At 67.5% G+C, this 19177-nt stretch carries 24 protein-coding genes and 1 pseudogene; 19 read left to right on the top strand and 6 right to left on the bottom strand.

All coding sequences use genetic code 11. From position 1 onward, the window contains the following. Positions 1-13: 13 nt before the first annotated feature. From E0H73_RS37495 to E0H73_RS37475, 4 genes are all read left to right on the top strand, one after another. Entirely contained in the window at positions 14-916 is a 903-nt protein-coding gene (locus E0H73_RS37495) for an EamA family transporter (RefSeq protein WP_131364615.1), read from the top strand. Positions 917-929: 13 nt separating this feature from the next. Then, on the top strand, positions 930-1223 hold the full coding sequence (locus tag E0H73_RS37490) for an antibiotic biosynthesis monooxygenase family protein (protein WP_131364613.1): 294 nt from the start codon (positions 930-932) through the stop codon (positions 1221-1223). A 4-nt stretch (positions 1224-1227) separates the two neighbouring features. Further along, the gene (locus E0H73_RS37485; RefSeq protein WP_131364611.1) at positions 1228-2289 is read left to right on the top strand and encodes a serpin family protein; all 1062 of its coding nucleotides are present in this window, start codon (positions 1228-1230) and stop codon (positions 2287-2289) included. Positions 2290-2567: 278 nt separating this feature from the next. Further along, complete coding sequence (locus tag E0H73_RS37475; protein ID WP_131364609.1) at positions 2568-3734, top strand: serpin family protein; 1167 nt, start codon at positions 2568-2570, stop codon at positions 3732-3734. Here the strand turns inward: E0H73_RS37475 and E0H73_RS37470 are convergent. Beyond that, on the bottom strand, positions 3715-4263 hold the full coding sequence (locus tag E0H73_RS37470; protein WP_131364607.1) for a TetR/AcrR family transcriptional regulator: 549 nt from the start codon (positions 4261-4263) through the stop codon (positions 3715-3717). The genes E0H73_RS37475 and E0H73_RS37470 overlap by 20 nt on opposite strands. Next, entirely contained in the window at positions 4260-4679 is a 420-nt protein-coding gene (locus tag E0H73_RS37465; RefSeq protein ID WP_131364605.1) for an SRPBCC family protein, read from the bottom strand. Before E0H73_RS37465 ends, E0H73_RS37470 begins: the two co-directional genes overlap by 4 nt. Before the next feature lie 83 nt (positions 4680-4762). Here E0H73_RS37465 and E0H73_RS37460 point away from each other — a divergent pair, with 83 nt between their 5' ends. The 5 genes from E0H73_RS37460 to E0H73_RS37440 all read left to right on the top strand — a co-directional run bounded on the left by E0H73_RS37460 (position 4763) and on the right by E0H73_RS37440 (position 9002). Continuing rightward, positions 4763-4957 carry a hypothetical protein gene (locus E0H73_RS37460; protein ID WP_131364602.1) on the top strand — a complete coding sequence of 65 codons (195 nt, stop codon included), beginning with the start codon at positions 4763-4765 and terminating at the stop codon, positions 4955-4957. A gap of 4 nt (positions 4958-4961) precedes the next feature. Beyond that, positions 4962-5639 (top strand): PhzF family phenazine biosynthesis protein, encoded by a 678-nt coding sequence (locus E0H73_RS37455; RefSeq protein ID WP_131364600.1) that lies wholly within the window; start codon positions 4962-4964, stop codon positions 5637-5639. A 78-nt stretch (positions 5640-5717) separates the two neighbouring features. After that, positions 5718-6560: a nitrilase-related carbon-nitrogen hydrolase gene (locus E0H73_RS37450; protein ID WP_131364598.1), complete on the top strand. Its 843-nt coding sequence runs from the start codon at positions 5718-5720 to the stop codon at positions 6558-6560. A 27-nt stretch (positions 6561-6587) separates the two neighbouring features. Continuing rightward, positions 6588-7994, top strand: coding sequence for a dihydropyrimidinase (hydA, locus tag E0H73_RS37445; protein ID WP_131364596.1), 1407 nt, complete (start codon positions 6588-6590; stop codon positions 7992-7994). 15 nt (positions 7995-8009) lie between these two features. After that, positions 8010-9002 carry a TIGR03842 family LLM class F420-dependent oxidoreductase gene (locus E0H73_RS37440; RefSeq protein ID WP_131364594.1) on the top strand — a complete coding sequence of 331 codons (993 nt, stop codon included), beginning with the start codon at positions 8010-8012 and terminating at the stop codon, positions 9000-9002. On the opposite strand, the gene E0H73_RS37435 is transcribed toward E0H73_RS37440, so the two are convergent. Continuing rightward, entirely contained in the window at positions 8972-9523 is a 552-nt protein-coding gene (locus tag E0H73_RS37435; protein ID WP_131364592.1) for a winged helix-turn-helix transcriptional regulator, read from the bottom strand. The two genes, E0H73_RS37440 and E0H73_RS37435, sit on opposite strands and share 31 nt — an antisense overlap. A gap of 29 nt (positions 9524-9552) precedes the next feature. Between E0H73_RS37435 and E0H73_RS37430 the strand changes: the two genes are divergently transcribed. Both E0H73_RS37430 and E0H73_RS37425 read left to right on the top strand, forming a co-directional pair. Next, a complete protein-coding gene (locus tag E0H73_RS37430) occupies positions 9553-9930 on the top strand; it encodes a VOC family protein (protein WP_131364590.1) in 378 nt (125 codons plus the stop codon). Further along, on the top strand, positions 9927-10259 hold the full coding sequence (locus tag E0H73_RS37425) for a YciI family protein (RefSeq protein WP_202867747.1): 333 nt from the start codon (positions 9927-9929) through the stop codon (positions 10257-10259). The genes E0H73_RS37430 and E0H73_RS37425 overlap by 4 nt, the downstream gene beginning before the upstream one ends. A 3-nt stretch (positions 10260-10262) precedes the next feature. On the opposite strand, the gene E0H73_RS37420 is transcribed toward E0H73_RS37425, so the two are convergent. Both E0H73_RS37420 and E0H73_RS37415 read right to left on the bottom strand, forming a co-directional pair. Continuing rightward, positions 10263-10676: a cytidine deaminase family protein gene (locus E0H73_RS37420; protein ID WP_131364588.1), complete on the bottom strand. Its 414-nt coding sequence runs from the start codon at positions 10674-10676 to the stop codon at positions 10263-10265. A 20-nt stretch (positions 10677-10696) separates the two neighbouring features. Continuing rightward, positions 10697-11833 carry an ABC transporter substrate-binding protein gene (locus tag E0H73_RS37415; protein ID WP_238164528.1) on the bottom strand — a complete coding sequence of 379 codons (1137 nt, stop codon included), beginning with the start codon at positions 11831-11833 and terminating at the stop codon, positions 10697-10699. A gap of 287 nt (positions 11834-12120) precedes the next feature. Between E0H73_RS37415 and E0H73_RS37410 the strand changes: the two genes are divergently transcribed. The 3 genes and pseudogenes from E0H73_RS37410 to E0H73_RS48280 all read left to right on the top strand — a co-directional run. Beyond that, positions 12121-12330: a type II toxin-antitoxin system VapB family antitoxin gene (locus E0H73_RS37410; RefSeq protein WP_202867746.1), complete on the top strand. Its 210-nt coding sequence runs from the start codon at positions 12121-12123 to the stop codon at positions 12328-12330. Then, positions 12327-12764 (top strand): PIN domain-containing protein, encoded by a 438-nt coding sequence (locus tag E0H73_RS37405; protein WP_202867745.1) that lies wholly within the window; start codon positions 12327-12329, stop codon positions 12762-12764. The genes E0H73_RS37410 and E0H73_RS37405 overlap by 4 nt, the downstream gene beginning before the upstream one ends. Positions 12765-12864: 100 nt before the next feature. Beyond that, positions 12865-14001, top strand: a pseudogene (locus tag E0H73_RS48280) (MFS transporter); the annotation flags it as partial. A 15-nt stretch (positions 14002-14016) separates the two neighbouring features. Here the strand turns inward: E0H73_RS48280 and E0H73_RS37395 are convergent. Then, a complete protein-coding gene (locus E0H73_RS37395; RefSeq protein WP_131364586.1) occupies positions 14017-15063 on the bottom strand; it encodes a carbohydrate kinase family protein in 1047 nt (348 codons plus the stop codon). A 139-nt stretch (positions 15064-15202) separates the two neighbouring features. Between E0H73_RS37395 and E0H73_RS37390 the strand changes: the two genes are divergently transcribed. The 5 genes from E0H73_RS37390 (at position 15203) to E0H73_RS37375 (ending at position 19168) form a co-directional block, all read left to right on the top strand. Further along, on the top strand, positions 15203-15583 hold the full coding sequence (locus E0H73_RS37390) for a hypothetical protein (RefSeq protein ID WP_238164527.1): 381 nt from the start codon (positions 15203-15205) through the stop codon (positions 15581-15583). Continuing rightward, a complete protein-coding gene (locus E0H73_RS46200) occupies positions 15576-15740 on the top strand; it encodes a hypothetical protein (protein WP_165554185.1) in 165 nt (54 codons plus the stop codon). The genes E0H73_RS37390 and E0H73_RS46200 overlap by 8 nt, the downstream gene beginning before the upstream one ends. A 299-nt stretch (positions 15741-16039) precedes the next feature. Continuing rightward, on the top strand, positions 16040-16729 hold the full coding sequence (gene ftsE, locus E0H73_RS37385; RefSeq protein WP_131364582.1) for a cell division ATP-binding protein FtsE: 690 nt from the start codon (positions 16040-16042) through the stop codon (positions 16727-16729). A 33-nt stretch (positions 16730-16762) separates the two neighbouring features. Beyond that, complete coding sequence (ftsX, locus tag E0H73_RS37380; RefSeq protein WP_131364580.1) at positions 16763-17674, top strand: permease-like cell division protein FtsX; 912 nt, start codon at positions 16763-16765, stop codon at positions 17672-17674. 66 nt (positions 17675-17740) lie between these two features. Continuing rightward, positions 17741-19168, top strand: a complete 1428-nt coding sequence (locus E0H73_RS37375) for a M23 family metallopeptidase (protein WP_131364578.1) — start codon at positions 17741-17743, stop codon at positions 19166-19168. Positions 19169-19177: the final 9 nt, after the last annotated feature.

The raw sequence follows: 19177 nt of genomic DNA, 5'->3' as shown, positions 1-19177 counted from the left end.
CAGACTGGAACACATGAAACCTCGTGACCTGCTCCTCGCGCTCGCGGTCGTCGTTGTCTGGGGCGTAAACTTCGTCGTGATCGAGGTCGGCCTCGAGGACTTCCCGCCGCTGCTCTTCTCCGCCCTGCGCTTCTTCTTCGCCGCGGTCCCGGCGATCCTCCTGCTCGGCCGTCCACCGGTCGCCTGGCGGTACGTCGTCGGAGTCGGTCTCGCACTCGGAGTGGCGAAGTTCGGGCTGCTGTTCACCGCGATGGACCACGGCGTCCCGGCCGGCCTGTCGTCGCTGGTGCTGCAATGCCAGGTGATCTTCACGGTCCTGTTCGCGATCGCCGTACTGCGGGAGCGGCCGCGCAAGGCCCAGGTCATCGGCATCGCGATCGCCTGCCTCGGGATGGTGCTGATCATGCTCGACCGCGGACTGGCCGCACCGCTCGGCGCACTGTCGTTGGTGATCGTCGCCGGAGCGTTCTGGGGCGTGTCCAACACCATCACCCGCTACGCCAAGCCACAGGACACCTTGCGCTTCATGGTCTGGGTCAGCGCGGTCGCCGTCGTGCCGCTGTTCGTGCTGTCGCTCCTCACCGAGGGACCACGGACGGATGTCGACGCGCTACGCGGCATCGACCTGACCGGCATCGGGGCGATCGGCTACCTCGCCTTTGCCGCAACGCTGTTCGGATTCGGTGCCTGGGGCTACCTTCTGCGCCAATACGACGCGAGCACGGTCGCACCGTTCTCTTTGTTGGTGCCGATCGTCGGCATGGCCGCGGCCTGGTTGTGGCGTGGTGAGGCGGTCGGCCTCCAGCAGGCGACCGCGGCAGTCCTGGTGATCGGTGGAATGGCATGCACCGTCGTACGGCGCCGCACTCGGGCGAAGGAGAACACGGAGCAGGCGGTGCAGGCCGAGCTGGTGTGAGAAGGTTGGCCGCATGGTGCTCGAAGTCGCGTTGATTGATGTGATCGCCGGCCAGGAAGACGCGTTCGCGGCCGCCTATCTGCAAGCCCGCAAGCAGATCGAGAACGCCGAGGGCAGCCGGACCATCCGGATGTCGCGCGGTATCGAGACCTCGACGCGCTTCGTGCTCCAGGTCGAGTGGGACTCCGTCGAGGCGCACGAGACGTTCCGGGCGAGCGACTCCTTCGGGGTCTGGCGCGGCCTGATCGGTCCGCACTTCGCGAACCCGCCGCACGTCGAGCACTTCACCGACGTCCAGGACAGTTGACCGGATGGATGCGCAGCAGGTCAGTCGCCTGACCGCTCGGTGGATCGAGCAGCTGCCCGGGGAGGGCAGCACGGTTCTGTCCGGTCTCGGCGTCCGGCCCTTGCTCGCGATCCTCGCCCAACTGGCCGTCGGACCCGCGCGTGACGAGCTCGTCGAAGCCGCCGGCGGACCGTACGACGGCCTGCTGCAGACTCCCGAGCTGCGGATGGCGCTCGGTCTGTGGACGCGGCCGGAGATCCCGCTGCAGCCGGGAGTCGACCGGTTCCTGCCGCCCGAGGTCCGCGGAACGTTGACCGATCAGGCGACGCTGGATGCGTGGGTGGTCGAGCAGACGGACGGACTGCTGGAGCGGATGCCGATCCAGTTGACGCCCGACGTGCTGCTGGTGCTCGCGTCCGCGTTGGCCTTGCGGACCAAGTGGGTGCTGCCGTTCAACGAGTATCCGCGCGAGGGGCAGCGGTGGCTGAGCCGGTCCGACGGTGACCTCGACAGCGTGCGCGTGTACGAGAGCGCTGCCGGACCGTTGACTGTGGCAACTGTCGTCGGCACCGGGGAGTTCGACGTACGGCTTGTTGTCGGTGAGGCCGGTCGTGGGCGGGCCGCCGTACTGGCTGCCGCGCTCGAGCTGAGCGACGGTGGCGTGAGTGGGTCGGAGCTGCTGGCAGCTGAAGGGTCGGCGCCGGCTCTGGAAGTGGTCGAGTCGATGTCGCCGGTGCCGTCGGTGCTGTTGTCGTTGCCGTACTTCGAGGTCGATGCCGAGCATGATCTCCTCGAGCATCCGGAGGTGTTCGGGCTGACGTCGGCGATGGACTCCAGCCAGGGGCACTTCCCCGGCCTGAGTTCAGAGCCGCTGGCGATCGACCAGGCCAAGCAGGCCGTGATGGCTCGCTTCTCCGCGACCGGCTTCGAAGCGGCGGCCGTCACGACCATGGCGATGGCTGCCGGGTCCGCGCCGATGCCCGGCGCGAAGGCGTTGCTGGTGTCGCTGGTGCAGCCGTTCGGGTTCATCGCCGTGCACCGGCCGACCGGCGTACCTGTCGTCGCCGGCTGGGTGAACTACTCGTAGGGATTGGCCGGGGCGACGGTCAGCGCGGCGACATCGCCGTCGGACCGCGAGCGAGGTCGCCGCGCGAGCGACCACCACCTTCGGCTGACCGGGGAACGCGACCGCGGTGGACACAAGTACGACGGGGTTGATCGCCGGTGCCGACAGCAGGAACGCGATCGCCGCGGCCGGGGTCACTTCTCGGCCGTATCGGTCACCCGCCGCATCCTGACAGAAAGTCCGACGGAAATGAAAACCAGTGTCGTTGTCTGCGATCTCGATGTGGCAGTGTGGAGGGTATGGATGCCGACGTGGTGCGCGCAGTCAATGACCTCACCGCACGCTGGGCCCGCACGCTTCCGGCGGGGAACACAGTCGTGTCCGGGCTCGGTCTGTGGCCGCTGCTCGCGATCCTGGCGACGGCCGCGGATGAACCAGGCCGGACCGAGCTGGCCCAGGCCGCCGGGGTCGACGCGGAGGCGGGATCCGGGCGGGCCCTCGCGCTGGTGAGGGCGATCGAGGGCTCGGCCGATCTGCACGCGGCGCTGGGTGTCTGGGTGCATGAGCAACTGAAGCTCGCGGAGACGTTCGACAGCGTCGTACCGGCGCCGCTGATGGGAACGCTCACCGGTCGCGCCGCGGTCGACAAGCCGAAGCTCGATGCCTGGGCGGCCGAGCACACTCACGATCTGATCCGCGAGATGCCGGTCGAGATCAACCCTGACGTCATGCTCGTTCTCGCCTCGGCCCTGTCCCTGCGCACGACCTGGGTCCGCCCGTTCACCGAGCAGATCAAGAACGTCCAGGCCGGGCCGTGGGCGGGCGGCCGGTGGCATTGGCTCGAGCGCGTCGACAGCGACCTCGACGCAGTACGGCGGTACGACGACCTGACCGTGATCACGGTTCGCGGCGACGCGGATGTCGACGTACTGCTCGGGGTTGGATCTGGATCGCAGCCGGAAGTGCTCGCGGGTCTTCTCGGTGCTGCGGCGCGTCCGGCTGACGGCGTTCCTGGGACTGCTCTGATCGATCAGGGGGAGCCCGGTTCGGAGCTCGCGCCAGGGTTGAAGGTCGGGCAGACCACGGCGCCGCGGCCGGATCTGAAGCTGACTCTGCCGTCGTTCAACGTCGAGGCCGAGCACGATCTGCTGGAGTTGCGTGAGCTGTTCGGGTTGACCACGGTCACCACGGACCCCGGGGAGCACGGCCACTTCAGTGCGATCAGTCCGGTGCCGCTCGCCGTCGGGCAGGCCAAGCAGAAGGTGCTGGCGCGGTTCTTCGCGACCGGGTTCGAGGCCGCGGCCGTCACCTCGATGGCGATGGTCCGCGCCTCGATGCCGACGCGCCAGGCCCGCCGGCTCGAGGTCGCACTGGACCAGCCGTTCGCGTTCACCGCAGTACTGCGGGAGTCGCGGCTGCCGATAGTCGCCGGCTGGGTCGCGACGCCTACAGAGCCCGGAGACTGAACAGCCGGTTCAGCAGCGCGGACGCCTCGTCGACGCCGACCTGGTCGCCGGTGAGCAGCAGGTCGAACAGCAGACCACGGGACGCCGCCAGACCGAGCCGCGCGTACGCCGGTGCCTCCTCGGGCGGGATGCCCGCGCGGATGCACAGCTCGATCACCGGCGGGAGCCAGACATTGATCAGATCCGCCTTGAGTGCCTCGGTGTGCGGGCGATCCTGCATCGCGTGGGCGCTCAGCTCGAAGAACAGCGGACCGTAGATCAAGGCCGCCTCGGTGACGCGGCGCCAGAACAGGTCGTTCTGCTCCTCCACCGGCAGATCGGTCGCCAGCACCTCGGCCAGCAGGTCGCGCTGCTGTTGCTCGACGGTCCGGACCACTTCGGCGAGCAGGCCCTCGCGGGAGCCGAAGTGGTAGATCAGCATCCGGTGGCTGGTGCCGATCGAGCCGGCGATACTGCGCAGGCTGGCGTCGCCGATCCCGTTCTTCGCGAAGTGCTCGACGGCGCCGGCCAGCAGGGACTGCCTACTCACGTCTGTTCGCTCACCTCTTTGAGCTTCACTGCCTCTGTCTCGACGTAGCTCTTGGTGAGGCGGGCGTAGAGCTTGCCGAAGATCCAGCCGATCGGGCCTTCGTGGATGATCGTCGCCGTCACCACCGTGCCCTGCGGCGTACCGACGACGCGGTGACCGCCGATCGTCCGGATGCCCGGAGCCTTCGAGACCCACTCGAAGTACTCGCCCTCCTTGAGATCGGTCACCTCCCAGACCGCGACCGGGAGCTTCGGCTGCCGGATCCGGGTCTTGGCGCCGATGTGGATGCGGCCGGCGTCGAGCCGCTCGACCGAGTCGATGGTCGGCGTCCACTCGGGCCACCGCTCAACGTCGCTGTACACCTGCCAGACCCGCTCCTGCGGGGCCTGGACCGTGATGGAATGATCGAAGCGCATGTACCAAATGGTACATCAGGTCTTCGTCAGGCTTTGACGGGCGTCTGCGGTGGCTTCACCGGCGCCAGGTAGGGTCTGGGGCCATGGCTGACCAGAACGTCCCGCAGAACGTCGAGAACGAGCAGGACCCGGGCGCGAACACCCAGATGTTTCGCGCCTTCGTGAACGAGGGCCAGGCCGAGGCCACCACCGAACCCAAGATGAACGGCCGGGTGCTGGCTGTCGTCGGAGCCGCCGTGGTGCTGATCGCGGTCATCGCCGCGATCGCCGTCTTCTGAGTCTTTGACCCTGATCCCGGTCGACGTCGTCCGGGTCTTCACCGACCCCGACGGACGCTTCGGCAACCCGCTCGGCATCGTCGACGGTGCCCTCGTACCGCCCGCGGACCGGCTGCGGGTGGCCGCCGAGCTGGGGTACAGCGAGACCGTGTACGTCGACGATGCCACGTCCGGCACGATCCGCATCTTCTCCGCCACCACGGAAATGCCCTTCGCCGGCCACCCGACCGTCGGCATCTCCTGGTGGCTCCACTCCCAGGGGCACTCTGTCGACAAGTTGCGAGTGCCTGTCGGTGACATCCCGGTCACGCGGCAGGGCGATCTGTTCGCCGTACGAGCGGACACCACCTGGGGAAGCGACTGGGACTGGCAGCAACTCGAGTCTGCGGAGGCCGTCCTGGCCGCCGACCCAGCGTCGTACTCCGCCGGCCACTCGTATCTCTGGGCCTGGCTGGACGAATCCCGCGGCCTGATCCGGGCTCGCGCCTTCGCGCCCGCCATGGGCGTCCGGGAGGACGAGGCAACAGGCTCAGCCGTGACCCAGATGACTGCCCACCTGGCCCGCGACCTCCACATCATCCAGGGCGTCGGCTCGCACCTCTACACCACTCACCTGCCGCCCAGCCACGCCACAGTCGCTGGGCAGGTCCTCGCCGAAGCTTCTCGCACCGTCACGATCTGAGGGCCCGATTTCCGCATCCGTTGACGGTTGTGGGGGCGCGGATGGAGCATGGGTGCTCGGCTAGTTGGGGAGGTTCTGGTGGCGGAGGTTGTCAGGGCTGGGTTGGTGCAGGCGTCATGGACCGGTGACAAGGAGTCCATGATCAAGGCCCACGAGGAGTACGCGCGGCAGGCGGCTGCGGCCGGCGTACGCGTGTTGTGCTTCCAGGAGTTGTTCTACGGGCCGTACTTCTGCCAGTTGCAGGATCCCAAGTTCTACGAGTACGCCGAGTCCGTGCCAGGGCCGACGACCGAGCGGTTCGCCGCGCTGGCCAAGGAACTCGGCATGGTCATGGTGCTGCCGGTCTACGAGCAGGAGCAGCCGGGAGTGCTGTACAACACCGCGGCCGTGATCGATGCCGACGGCAAATACCTTGGCAAGTACCGGAAGAACCACATCCCGCAGGTGAAGGGGTTCTGGGAGAAGTTCTACTTCCGCCCCGGGAACCTCGGCTATCCGATCTTCGACACCGCGGTCGGCCGGATCGGCGTGTACATCTGCTACGACCGGCACTTCCCGGAGGGCTGGCGCGCGCTCGGCCTGGCCGGCGCGAAGATCGTGTTCAACCCGTCCGCGACCAGCCGGGGACTGTCGGCGTACCTGTGGAAGCTGGAGCAGCCGGCCTCGGCGGTGGCCAACGAGTACTTCGTCGGCGCGATCAACCGGGTCGGGATCGAGTCCGACTTCGGTGACAACGACTTCTACGGCACGTCGTACTTCGTCGACCCCGAGGGCAAGTTCGTCGGGGACGTCGGGCACGACCACGATCCGGAACTGATCGTCCGGGACCTGGACCTGAGCCTGCTGGACACGGTCCGCGACCGCTGGCAGTTCTACCGCGACCGCCGCCCGGACGCGTACGGCGACCTGACCAAACCGTAGGACGAAACGTCTCGAAGGGAATACGGCATGACGTTGCTGGTCAAGGGTGGGACCGTCGTCGGGCCGACCGGGACGCAGGTTGCGGACGTCCTGGTCCAGGGCGAGAAGATCGTTGCCCTGCTGGATCCGTCGTTCAGTCAGTCGATCACTCCGGACGAGGTGATCGATGCTGCAGGCAAGTACGTGATCCCGGGCGGGATCGACGCGCACACGCACATGGAGCTCCCGTTCGGCGGTACGGCGGCCAGTGACACCTTCGACACCGGAACCCAGGCGGCGGCGTGGGGTGGTACGACGACGATCATCGACTTCGCCGTCCAGCGGACAGGTGAAGTCGTGCAAGACGGCCTGGCCGCCTGGCATGCCAAGGCCGACGGCAACTGTCATATCGACTACGCGTTCCACATGATCCTCGGCGGCGTCGACACCGACGCGCTGAAGGCGATGGACCAACTGGTCGCGGACGAGGGAATCACCAGTTTCAAGCTGTTCATGGCCTACCCCGGGGTCTTCTACTCCGACGACGGCCAGATCCTGCGGGCGATGCAGACCGCGCGGGAGAACGGCGCGATGATCATGATGCACGCGGAGAACGGCATCGCGATCGACGTCCTCGTGCAGCAGGCGCTGGCCCGCGGCGAGACCGACCCGATCTACCACGGCATCACCCGCCCGGCCGCGCTCGAGACCGAGGCGACCAGCCGTGCGATCGCGCTCGCCGAGGTGGCGAAGGACTGCCCGCTGTACATCGTCCACCTGTCCGCGAGCGGAGCCCTCGAGGCGGTCGCAAGCGCCCGCGACGCCGGCCGGAACGTCTTCGCCGAGACCTGCCCGCAGTACCTGTATCTCACCCTCGAGGATCAGCTCGGCGCGCCCGGTTTCGAGGGCGCGAAGTGGGTCTGCTCGACCCCGCTGCGCAGCAAGCACGAGTCGCACGCCAAGGACCTGTGGAAAGGGTTGCGGAGCAACGATCTGGCGATCGTGTCGACCGACCACTGCCCGTTCTGCATGAAGGACCAGAAGGAACTCGGCGTCGGCGACTTCTCGAAGATCCCGAACGGCATCGGCGGCGTCGAGCATCGCGTCGATCTGATCTACCAAGGCGTCGTGGACGGTCAGCTGTCGCTGGAGCGCTGGGTCGAGACGATCGCGACGACGCCGGCCCGGATGTTCGGGCTGTACCCGCAGAAGGGGATCGTCGCGCCCGGCTCGGACGCGGACCTGGTCATCTACGACCCGAATGCGACCACCCGGATCAGCGTCGACACGCACCACATGAACATGGACTACTCGGCGTACGAAGGGGTCGAGATCCAGGGCCGGGTGGGCACAGTAATCTCGCGCGGCGAGGTGATCGTGGCCGACGGCAACTACCATGGCCGGAAGGGCCGGGGGAAGTTCCTGCGGCGCGGCCTGTCGTCGTACCTGCAGTAAACAAGGGGGAAAGCCGTGGACTTCGGAGTGGTGTTCCAGTGTGATCCGCCGGCGTCCGCGGTCGTGGAGCTGGCGCGCAAGGCGGAGGACGCGGGGTTCGACTACGTCTGGACGTTCGACTCGCACCTGCTCTGGCAGGAGCCGTTCGTCATCTACAGCCAGATCCTGGCCGCCACGCAGCGGGTGATCGTCGGTCCGATGGTGACGAACCCGGGCACCCGGGACTGGACCGTGATCGCGTCCCAGTTCGCCACGCTGAACGAGATGTTCGGCAACCGGACGATCTGCGGGATCGGGCGCGGCGACTCCGCCCTGCGCACGCTCGGCGCGAAGCCCGGCACGATCGACCAGATGAAGGAATGCGTCCACGTGGTCCGAGCGCTGGCCCGTGGCGAGACGGTCGAGTATCGCGGCCAGCAACTGAAGTTCGCCTGGGTCGACAAGGGCGCCTTGGACGTGTGGGTCGCGGCGTACGGACCGAAGGCATTGGCGGCGACCGGTGAGGTCGGTGACGGCTACATCCTGCAGCTCGCCGACCCGGACATCGCGGAGTGGATGATCACCGCAGTACGTCGTTCTGCCGAGGAGGCCGGCCGTGATCCGGCGGCCATCAAGTTCTGCGTCGCGGCACCGGCGTACGTCGGGGATGACCTGCAGCACCAGCGCGAACAGACCCGCTGGTTCGGCGGGATGGTTGGCAACCACGTGGCTGACATCGTGGGTCGTTATGGCACGTCAGGCGCGGTGCCGAAGGCGCTGACCGACTACATCGAGGGCCGGAAGGGCTACGACTACGCGGAGCATGGGCGTGCGGGGAACACTCACACTGCCTTCGTCCCGGACGAGGTGGTCGATCGGTTCTGCATCCTCGGCCCGGTTGACCAGCACATCGCCCGGCTGAGCGAGCTGAAGGCGCTCGGGGTCGACCAGTTCGCGGTCTACCTGCAGCACGACGGGAAGGAGGAGACGCTCGCGGCCTACGGCAAGGACGTCATCCCGGCGTTCTGAAGCCGTTCCGCTGCTTGGGCCAGGCGGCGGCCGGTGGCGGTCGCGCCGTACAGCGTCGCGGGCGGGTAGTCGGTCGTCACGGTCCTGGAGACGAGGCCGGCGGTCGCGAGGTCCTTCAGAGCCAGGGCGAGGGCGCGGTTCGACATGTTGGGGAGAGCTGCGCGCAGCTCGGAGTACCGGGACTCCTGGTTGAGCAGGGCGAGGATCGGCAGCGACCACTTGCGCAGGCCGACGTCCTCCAGGTCGAGCTCAACGAGCAGATCGGTCAGCGCGACGGACGGTTCGCCGAGTTGCTCGCCCTCAGCGGTGAGCAGGTACTCCGGCCGCAGCGGGTGCCCGTGTCCAGGATTGCGCTCGATCAGGCCGGTGTCCGTCAGGAAGGCGAGCGTACGGCGCAGTGACTCCCGGCTGATGCCGAGCGTGTGTGTGAGGTTCACGAAGCGTCCGCCGTGCCCGCGATGCAACTCGGCGAGCACCGGGACGGCCCATCGGAGATGGAGCAGGCGGGAGAGCGTTGACACGAAAGTAAGCTTAGTATAAAAACAGGACTATGAGCGGGATCGAGTACGACGGGCGCGCGGTGTGTGCCCTGGACGTCGTCGACCTGGAGCGGTCGCTGCGCTGGTACGAGCAGGCGCTGGGCTTCGAGGTCGTGCACCGGCTGGACGCCTGGGGGTGGGCCGAGCTGAGTACGCCGCTGCCGGGGATCTCGATCGGGATCGGGCAGGTCGAGGATCCGAAGACCGACGGCGGGGTCGTCGTCACCTTCGGCGTACGGGACATCGACAAGGCGCGGGAGCACCTCGAGTCGCACGGGACGCGCTTCGACGGCGAGACGCGGCTGGTCGCGGACGAGGTTCGCCTCGCCACCTTCTACGACCCCGACGGCAACACCTTCATGCTCTCCGAGCGGGTGGTGCAGGCGTGAGTACGCCGCCGCGGCCCGGGATGGAGAGCATCACGCTCGTCCTGCTCCGGCGCCCGACCGACCCACCGGTCCTGCCCGAAGACGAGCAGGACCGGATCCAGCAGGCGCATCTCGCCTTCCTCGATTCACGTCGCAAGGAAGGCGTGATGGGCGCCGCCGGCCCCTTCCGCGACCACGACGACGAGACCCTGCGCGGCTTGTGTCTCTACCGCGTCGGCATCGAGGACGCCCGCCGCCACGCAGCCGAGGATCCCGCCGTCCGCGCAGGCATCCTGACCGCCGAGCCGATCACCTGGTGGTTCCGCGAGGGCGAGGTCCGGCTGGCCTGAGCGTCAGGGGTTCGGGGTCCAGCGGTAGGCGCCTGGGAGGAGGTCGGTGGCCATTACGGAGCCGACGCCCTCGGCGGTTGGCAGGATGACGCGGATGCCTGGGTGGTAGTCGACGAGGATCTGCCGGTCGCGGCCGCACGGGCCGACGACGCCGCGGCCTTCGTTGCCTACGGCTACGATCGTGGTGAGCTCGCGTGCGCCTTCCGCCCTGGCTCGGCCGAGCGCTACCAGCTCGGCGCACGGGCCGCCGGTGAAGTGGTAGAGGTTGATCCCGGCGTACATCCGTCCGTCCACACCACGCACCGCGGCGCCCATCGTGTAGACGCCGTCCGGTCCGTCGGTGTTCGCGTCCACAGTCCGGCGGGCCAGTTCGATGAGCTCGCGGTCGTCGTCGGTGAGTGGGTGCACGGTGATCATGCACCCACTCTGCCATCCGGTCAGCCGGAGATGCGCTTGAGTTCCGCGTCCACCACGGACTTCACAGCCTTGATCTCGGTGGCCGGATCGGATCCGTTGCGGATGATCCGGTTGAGCGCATCGGAGTACGCCGAACTGGACTTGGGCGACCACAGGATCGGGGTCTGGGCGTGGCCGTTCTCGTTGACGAACTTGACCGCGTCGGCGGCCGGGCCGGACTTCAGCTTCTCCGCCTTCGCAGCCAGGCTCTTGCGCGCCGGGATGTGGAAGCCGTACGACTGGGCGAAGTCGAGCTGCTTGTCGGTCTGGCCGACCCACAGCCATTGGACGAACTTCTTCGCCGCGTCGACGTTCTTCGACTTCGCGTTGACGCACGACCCGTAGGCCCCGACCGGGACGCTCGGCTTGCCGGTGGTCGCGTTCAGCTTCGGCCACGGCAGTACGCCGTAGTCGTCCGGGAACGCCTTCTCGATCACCGGCAACGTCCACAGACCGGTGAACTGCATCGCGGTCAGCCCTTGGGTGAACGCGGACGGGTCGGACCAGTCGGTCGGTGCCCCGAGCAACAGAGTCTTCGAGGTGAACAACTCGCGCAGCTTGTGCAGCGACTCGGCCGCGGCCGGGTCATCGAACCCGAACTGGTTGTCGTCGGTCAGGTAGTCCAGACCGGCCGACCACAGCGCCGGTCCGCCGAGCACGCCGACGCCGCCGTCGTTGCCGACGAACAGGCCCTTCATCTTGTCCGTCGTCAGTGCCTTCGCGGCCGCGAGTAGCTCGTCGACCGTCTGCGGCGGCTGGATGCCGGCCGCGCTGAGCAGGCTCTTGCGGTAGACGAGCAGTTGCATGTCGGTGACCTGCGGGATCGCGTAAAGCTTGTCCTGGTAGGACATCCGGGCGATCAACGACGGGGTGAAGTCGTCCTTGGTGTCGCCGAGCAGGTCGGTCAGCTCGACCGCCTGACCCGCTTTGATCATGTCGATCGTCGGGCCGTTCACGTATTCGAAGACGTCCGGGCCCTGGTCGGTCAGCAACGCGGTCGCGGTCTTCTTGTCGTAGTCGCCCGGCGACCATGGATGCTGACCGTCGCGTCCGGGTACTCCTTCGCGTACTTCTCGACCGCCTGCTGCGTCCCGGCCTCGCCGTACTGGTGATACCACTGCTGAAGAGTCGGCTTGTCCCCACTCCCGCCACCCGAGGGCCGACCGCTGTTCGACCCGCACCCAGCCACCGCCAACGCCGCCAACCCACCACCCGCCACCAGCATCTGCCGCCGACTGATCCCAGCACCCACCATCACAGTCCTCCATCCGCGCAGTCCCACAGCCCGCGCACCACGGAAGACCCTACGACCGAGACCGGGTCGGTATTCCACCCAGCAACGATCTGGTCACTTTGCGCGCCGGGCGATATCCAGGTATATATACGAAGACATACGGTCGTATATATGAAGACAATGATCGATCTGGACGACGAGGCGTTGGCGCTGGCCGCGAAGGAGTTGGGGACAGTGACGAAGAAGGACACCGTCAACGCCGCCCTGGAGTTCGTGGCCAGACGACGCGAACGGATCGAGGCGCTCCTCGACGACCCGTTCGCGCTCGGTGCCGGGCCGGACATCGACGACCCCGACATCATGCGTGAGGCGCGTCGTTGAGCCCGGTCGCCTCGGTCGGCAAGCTCTACCTGATCGACACCTCGGCGCAGGCGCGTGCCCGGCATCCGGCGGTGCGATCGATCATCGCCGGGCTGATCGTCGACCGGGCCGCGGCGACCTGTGTGACCGTCGATCTGGAAGCCGGCTATTCGGGCCGTGATCACTCCGGCGTGAAGACGATCGGCGAGCGCCGGCGATCGTTGTATGTCAATCTGCCGATCAGCGAGGCGATCGCCGAGCGTGCCCGCGAGGTGCAGGTCCGGATGGCTGCCCGCGGCCATCACCGAGCCGCTGGGGTGATCGACCTCCTGACCGCGGCCGTCGCCGAGCAGCACGGCGCCGTGATCCTGCACTACGACGCCGACTTCGAGCACATCTCCGCCGTCACCGGCCAGCCCCACCTGTGGGTGTCCCCGCGAGGAACGCTCGACTGAGGTACGCTCGGCGGCATGTCTTCTTCCTGTGACTAGAGAGGGTTCCTGCGCTGGTTGGCGCGGTTGAGCCCATTCCGTTTGGATCTCTAGGAGCGAAGTCATGTCCGGCACTTCTCGTGCCGGGAGCTACCGGGATGTTTTGTTGCTGCCGTTGGCGTTGCGCACGTTTGTGCCGGCGTTGGTCGGGCGGTTGGCTTACGGTCTGCTCCCGTTGTCGTTGTTGTTCACTGTCCAGCAGTCCACCGATTCGTTCGCGACGGCCGGGACGGCCGTCGCGTTGTTCGGCCTCGCCTCGTTGTCGATGCCGTACAAAGCCCGCCTTGTCGATCGTTTCAGCCAGCGTCGCGTCCTGCCGCTGTTGGCTGCCGGCTCATCCGTCGCTCTGGTCGCATCGACTCGTACGGCGGACAGCGTCGTACTGCTGCTGGTTGGTACGGCGGGACTCCTTGCGCCACCGTTGGGACCGTCGATGCGGTCGAGCTGGCGGCTGCTCACCGAGGGCACGGACCTGAAGGAACGGGCCTACGCACTCGACGCCGTGTGCGAGGAATCGCTGTATCTAGGCGGTCCGCTGCTCGCCGGCGTACTGATCAGCGTCGCGTCCGCCGGGTCGGCGCTCACCTGCTGCGCCGTCCTCATGCTCGCCGGGACCGTCCTGATGGTCACGAGCCCGGTCACGACCCACACAACCGCGGCGCCGCCGAACCGCCATCCGTTGGGGCCACTCACGATCCGGCCGCTGCGGCGCATCCTGCTCGTCATCATGGTCACCGCGTCGGGCGTCAGCGTCGCCTACCTGTGCGTCGCCGGTGTCGCTCAGCGAACCGGCAACCCCGGCGCGGCCGGGTACGTCGAGGCGGGCATTGGCCTCGGCAGTGTCGTGGGCGGACTCCTCTGGGCGCGCCGGAAACACACGCGGTCCTGGCCGATCCACCTCGCCGGGCTGATCGGCGTACTCGCCATCGGGCTGTCGGCTGCGTCGCTTGCGCCCAACCTGGTCGTGCTCGGGGTCGTGATGGCGGTCGCCGGGCTCGCCGTGGCACCGCTGTTCGTGGTCGCCTATTTGGCAGCAGACGACGTCACCCCGCAACACCAGCGCACCGAGGCGAGTACATGGATCAACACAGCCAACAACCTCGGCAGCTCGGCCGGCTCGGTGCTTGCAGGCATGGCGATCGACCGCGCGTCGCCGACCCAGGGGTTCCTGGCCGGCGGCGTACTGCTGGCGGTCGTCGCAGTGACGGTTTGGCGGTCAGGCGTCGGACAGGCGGGCGATGGTGGCCGACGCTCGGCGGACGATCGGGACCGGGCCTTCTGGGAGGACGTCGCCGATGAAGGTGTAGTGCTTCAGGATGTCGGGGTCGACCCCTCCGGGACGGTGCCGGCTGTGGTCGCGGACCCAGTCGATGATGTCGCCCCAGCCGGGGGCCGCCAGCGACCCGCCGAAGTGCTGGACCGACAGGCCCGCGCACAGGTTGCCGAAGGCGAGGCGGTGGGCCAGCGGCCAGCCGCGGAGGGTGCCGAGGACCAGTGACGCCAGGAAGACGTCGCCCGCACCGGTCGGGTCGTAGGACCGGACCGGTAGTGCGGGGACCTGCTCCTCCTCGCCGGTCGCGGAGTCGATCGCGAGTACGCCGTCCGCACCGTTGGTGACCACCGCGAGCGGGACCCGATCGGCCAACTTGTGCAGCGCGGCCTTCGGCGTGTCGGTGCGGGTGTAGGCCATCGCCTCACCCGCGTTCGGGGTGAACGCGTGGAAACCCTCCAGTACGTCGAGTACTGCGGGGGACCACTCGTCGGTCGGGTCCCAGCCGACGTCGCCGAACAGCAGCGCTCCGGACTCTCGTGCCTCGACGGTCCAGCCGGGCAGTTCGTCGGCGACCGGCACGATCGCGGACCGGGTGTTCAGGCCCGGGCCGACCAGTTTGCTCGGGTCGCCCGGGGCCTCGTGGGCGTGGGTGACCATCGCGCGGTCCCGGTCGATGGACATCGAGACGGTGACCGGGGAGTGCCAGTGGCCGATCCGGCGGGAGTGGGACAGGTCCACGCCCTCCTGGTCGGCCAGGGTCCGCCAGCAGAAGTCGGCGTACACGTCGTCGCCGAAGACGGCCGCGAGACCGCTCTTCAGGCCGAGGCGGGCGGCCGCGATGGCGAAGTTCGCCACCCCGCCCGGGCAGGAGCCCATGCCCTCGGCGAAGATCTCGGTCCCGGTGGTCGGCGTGGACTCCAGGCCGGTGAGCACGATGTCGAGGAACACCGTGCCTTGCACGAACACGTCGTACGCGTCGGGTTCGGTCACGGTGACACTGCTCCTTGTCATCCTTGGTCGTTGGTTGGCGGCGGTTCTGTCGGTGCCGGGTGGAATGCTCCTTCGTAGCATCATCGACCGGTCATCACCACGGGTTTGGGAGGACGTTTGTGAGTGGCGGGGCGTGTCCATGATTCCGACCTGGATCTCGGTCGTGGGTGTGGTGATGACCGTGCTGAGCCCGCTGCTGGCGCTCCTCGGTGTGTTCCTGGGGTCCTACCTGACCCGGAAGTCGGATCGTGAGCTAGATGTCTGGCGGCACCGCGAGGAGACGATGCGGATGGTCCGGTGGGCGGTCGAGCAGATCCTCGAGGGCGACGAGTCGGGCACGGAGGCCGGCGTCGTGACACTGCGCTCACTGATGCGGTCGGAGCTGTTACAGGCCGAGGACTACGACCTGGTCGCCGCGCTGACCGCGTCCGTAGCGATCGACCGGGTCGGCCCGGCCGCGTACGCTGATATTGCGGATGCTGATATCGAGGTCGTCGAGGGAGACGAGGAGCATGGCTGAGAAGAAGACCGTGAGGGTCTCCCGTCAGGCCGTCGAGTTGGCCCGCCTGCACGTGGAGGCCGCGCGCAAGGCCGGCCGGAAACCCGAACCGGGAGTGGCCCGCATCGCGGGTGCACGCCCCGACAACGGCAACGGCGCGTCACCGGCTCCCGCCTGAGAGTTCGGCTCGCCGCAGTACAACGATTGACGTCGTACACCGTCTATCGGACGCACCCGTTCGGACCGGCACGCCTGGTCGGCGGCACCATTCCTTCTCTTCTCTTCTTTTGTTCTTTTCTTCTCAGGAACTGCTGGGAGGAGTGTGCGTCTATCGGACGCACGCGTTCGGAGCGGCACGCCTGGTCGGCGGCACGCCCGGGACCACCTACACTGATCGACGGCCGCTCCGGTGGCGTACGGTGCGTTGGTGGTTACCGTTGCGTCGCTCCCTGTTCCCGACCACGGCCGGATAGACCCGTGATCCGCTTCGAGAATGTGTCCAAGACGTACGAGGGCCAGTCCAAGGCCGCTCTGCTGAACGTCAACGTCGAGATCGAGAAAGGCGAGTTCGTCTTCCTGGTCGGCACCTCCGGGTCCGGCAAGTCGACGTTCCTTCGTCTGGTCCTGCGTGAGCATCGGACGACCCGCGGTCACATCATGGTGGCCGGCAAGGACCTGAACCGGCTGGCCAGCTGGCGGATCCCGCAGATGCGCCGTCAGATCGGCACCGTCTTCCAGGACTTCCGGCTGCTGCCGAACAAGACCGTCGCGGAGAACGTCGCGTTCGCGCTGCAGGTGATCGGCAAGCCCCGGTCGCACATCCGCAAGACGGTCCCCGAGGTGCTCGAGCTGGTCGGTCTGGACGGCAAGGAGGACCGGCTCCCCGACGAGCTGTCCGGCGGTGAGCAGCAGCGGGTCGCGATCGCCCGCGCGTTCGTGAACCGGCCGATGATCCTGATCGCCGACGAGCCGACCGGAAACCTCGACCCCGGTACGTCGGTGGGCATCATGAAGCTGCTCGACCGGATCAACCGGACCGGGACCACGGTCGTGATGGCCACCCATGACGTGTCGATCGTCGACCAGATGCGCAAGCGCGTGATCGAGCTGGAGAACGGTCATGTCGTCCGTGACGAGTCGCGCGGCGTCTACGGCTACCAGCACTGAGACCGCTGCCTGAGTACAGGGACTGACTGAAGAATGCGCTTGAACTACATCCTCTCCGACCTCGGTATCGGTCTGAAGCGGAACCTCTCGATGACGATCGCGGTCGTCGTCACCATCTGGGTCTCGCTGTCGCTGTTCGGCAGCGCGCTGCTCGCCCGCGAGCAGGTCGACCTGATGAAGGGGAACTGGTACGACAAGATCCAGATCTCGGTCTTCATGTGCACCAAGGACTCCGGCGGCCGTGGCTGCGCCGGCGCCGAGGTGACCCAGGAGCAGAAGAACCGGATCCGCCAGGTGATCGAGTCGAACCCGGACACCGCACCGGACGGCGTGTTCGGCGAGTCGAAGAAGGAAGCGTTCGAGTCGTTCAAGAAGCTGTACAAGGACTCGCCGATCGTCAGCACGGTCACCGAGGACCAGATGCAGGAGTCCTTCCGGGTCAAACTGAAGGATCCACAGCGCTATCAGAACCTGGTCAGCGCGGTCAGCGGCCTACCCGGCGTCGATACGGTCCAGGACCTCAGGCAGTACCTCGATCCGTTGTTCAAGGCACTCAACGGGTTGCAAGTCGGCGCTCTGGTCGCCGCCGGACTGCTGCTGGTCGCCGCGTTGATGCAGATCTCGAACACGATCCGATTGGCGGCGTACGCCCGGAGACGGGAGATCGGCATCATGCGCCTGGTCGGCGCGTCGAACTTCTATATCCAGCTGCCGTTCCTGCTGGAGGCGGTGCTGGCCGCCTTGATCGGCGCAGTCCTTGCCTGCGGCACCTTGTGGGTCTTCGTGTACGTCGTCGTGATGCAACGGGCCGAGGAGACATTCCGGGTCTGGCAATGGGTCGGCGCCGCGGAAACCTTCCGGGCGACGCTGATCATGGTGGTGGTCGGACTGATCCTCGCCGTCGTCCCGACATTCCTGACAACCCGGAAATACCTCAAAGTCTGACCCGGGTGACTTATCGTGCAATAGCAGCACCGCACGACAACTCAACCCAGAGCAAGGGGTCGACCTGTGGTCCCGCACTTCCCCGGTGCGAACCCGCGTGAGCGGGGGAGCATCAAGCGAGACGACAGCACCGGCACCACCGCCACGCCGTACCAGCGATCACGTAGCAGACCGCCGGGACGGCAGACGGTCGTTGCCGCCTGCTGCCTTGTCCTGTCCCTGTCCGCCGGAGTCCTGGCGGCGGTTCCGTCTGCCCAGGCGGACCCGCCCGATCCAGCCGCCAAGAAGAAGCAACTCGACTCGCAGATCGGTGCGCAGAAGGCCGATCTCGCCGAGGCGTCCGACCAGCTCGGCAAATCCGTTGCCGCGTACAACCAGGCCGAGGCGAAGTACACGGTCGTCCAGGTCAAGTACGCCGCCGCACAAGGCCAGCTGGCGGCCGCGAAGGCCGCCGATGTGGTTGCCGCGAGCAAGCTCCAGGCCGCCGAGCAGGCGCTGACGTCGGCGGTGGCCGACGTCGAGGCGGGCGAGCAGCAGATCATCGAGAAGCGGGCCCTGGCCGGTCGCGCGGTCAGATCCGCGTACCAGCAGCAGACCGGCCTGGTCGGGCTGACGATCGCGCTGCGTGGTGCGTCGCCGGCCGACATCGCCACCGGGATGCAGGTGCAGCGGAACGTGTTCGGCATCCAGGGCAACGCGATCACGAATCTGAACAACGCGCAGGCGCAGCTCGCGAACAAGCGGGCCAAGGTCGCCCTGGCCGAGAAGACTGCGGCCGCGGCGCGGGCCGAAGCTGCCCGGACGGTCAAGCAGGTCACCGCGCTGACCAAGCAGGTCGCGGCCGACAAGGCTGAGGCCGCAGCGGTCGCCCAGGTGAAGCTCGTCGCGTTCAAGGCGGCGGAGCGCGAGAAGAACACCGAACAGGCGCAGTACAACGCTCTCGTCGCCGAGCGCAGCCGGGTCGAGCAGATCCTGATCGCCCGTGCGAAGGCCGAGAAGGCCGCGGCCGCCCGCAAGAAGGCGGCCCGGGAGAAGGCCGAGCGGGAGAAGGCTCGCAAGGAAGGCCGGCCGCCGCGGAACATTCCGGACGACCCCGGAGGCGGCGGGCTGAGCTATCCGGTCAGCAGCTACATCACATCGCCGTACGGAATGCGGTTCCACCCCGTCCTGCACTACTGGAAGCTGCACGACGGCACGGACTTCCGCGCCCCCTGCGGTACGCCGATCCGCGCTGCGGCGAGCGGGCGAGTGACGGACAAGTACTACAACGGTGGTTACGGAAACCGGCTGTTCGTCTCGCATGGAGTGATCGACGGGAGCTCCATCACGACGGTCTACAACCACCTGTCGCGGTACAAGGCGCGCGTCGGCGAGCACGTCAGCAAGGGCGAGATCATCGGGTACGCCGGGACCACGGGCTACTCCACCGGCTGCCACCTGCACTTCATGGTCTACCAGGACGGTCGCGTGGTTAATCCCATGAAGTGGCTGTAGACGGTCTGA

The sequence above is a fragment of the Kribbella pittospori genome, assembly GCF_004331465.1.
GTDB lineage: Bacteria > Actinomycetota > Actinomycetes > Propionibacteriales > Kribbellaceae > Kribbella > Kribbella pittospori.
This window is presented reverse-complemented; position numbering and strand designations above follow the sequence as displayed.

What these genes read in the sequence shown, in the direction of transcription:
- E0H73_RS37495 (WP_131364615.1), top strand. Translation starts at nt 14, where the DNA reads ATGAAACCTCGTGACCTGCTCCTCGCGCTCGCGGTCGTCGTTGTCTGG.
- E0H73_RS37490 (WP_131364613.1), top strand. Translation starts at nt 930, where the DNA reads ATGGTGCTCGAAGTCGCGTTGATTGATGTGATCGCCGGCCAGGAAGAC.
- E0H73_RS37485 (WP_131364611.1), top strand. Translation starts at nt 1,228, where the DNA reads ATGGATGCGCAGCAGGTCAGTCGCCTGACCGCTCGGTGGATCGAGCAG.
- E0H73_RS37475 (WP_131364609.1), top strand. Translation starts at nt 2,568, where the DNA reads ATGGATGCCGACGTGGTGCGCGCAGTCAATGACCTCACCGCACGCTGG.
- E0H73_RS37465 (WP_131364605.1), bottom strand. Translation starts at nt 4,679, where the DNA reads ATGCGCTTCGATCATTCCATCACGGTCCAGGCCCCGCAGGAGCGGGTC.
- E0H73_RS37460 (WP_131364602.1), top strand. Translation starts at nt 4,763, where the DNA reads ATGGCTGACCAGAACGTCCCGCAGAACGTCGAGAACGAGCAGGACCCG.
- hydA (WP_131364596.1), top strand. Translation starts at nt 6,588, where the DNA reads ATGACGTTGCTGGTCAAGGGTGGGACCGTCGTCGGGCCGACCGGGACG.
- E0H73_RS37430 (WP_131364590.1), top strand. Translation starts at nt 9,553, where the DNA reads ATGAGCGGGATCGAGTACGACGGGCGCGCGGTGTGTGCCCTGGACGTC.
- E0H73_RS37420 (WP_131364588.1), bottom strand. Translation starts at nt 10,676, where the DNA reads ATGATCACCGTGCACCCACTCACCGACGACGACCGCGAGCTCATCGAA.
- E0H73_RS37410 (WP_202867746.1), top strand. Translation starts at nt 12,121, where the DNA reads ATGAAGACAATGATCGATCTGGACGACGAGGCGTTGGCGCTGGCCGCG.
- E0H73_RS37390 (WP_238164527.1), top strand. Translation starts at nt 15,203, where the DNA reads ATGATTCCGACCTGGATCTCGGTCGTGGGTGTGGTGATGACCGTGCTG.
- E0H73_RS46200 (WP_165554185.1), top strand. Translation starts at nt 15,576, where the DNA reads ATGGCTGAGAAGAAGACCGTGAGGGTCTCCCGTCAGGCCGTCGAGTTG.
- ftsX (WP_131364580.1), top strand. Translation starts at nt 16,763, where the DNA reads ATGCGCTTGAACTACATCCTCTCCGACCTCGGTATCGGTCTGAAGCGG.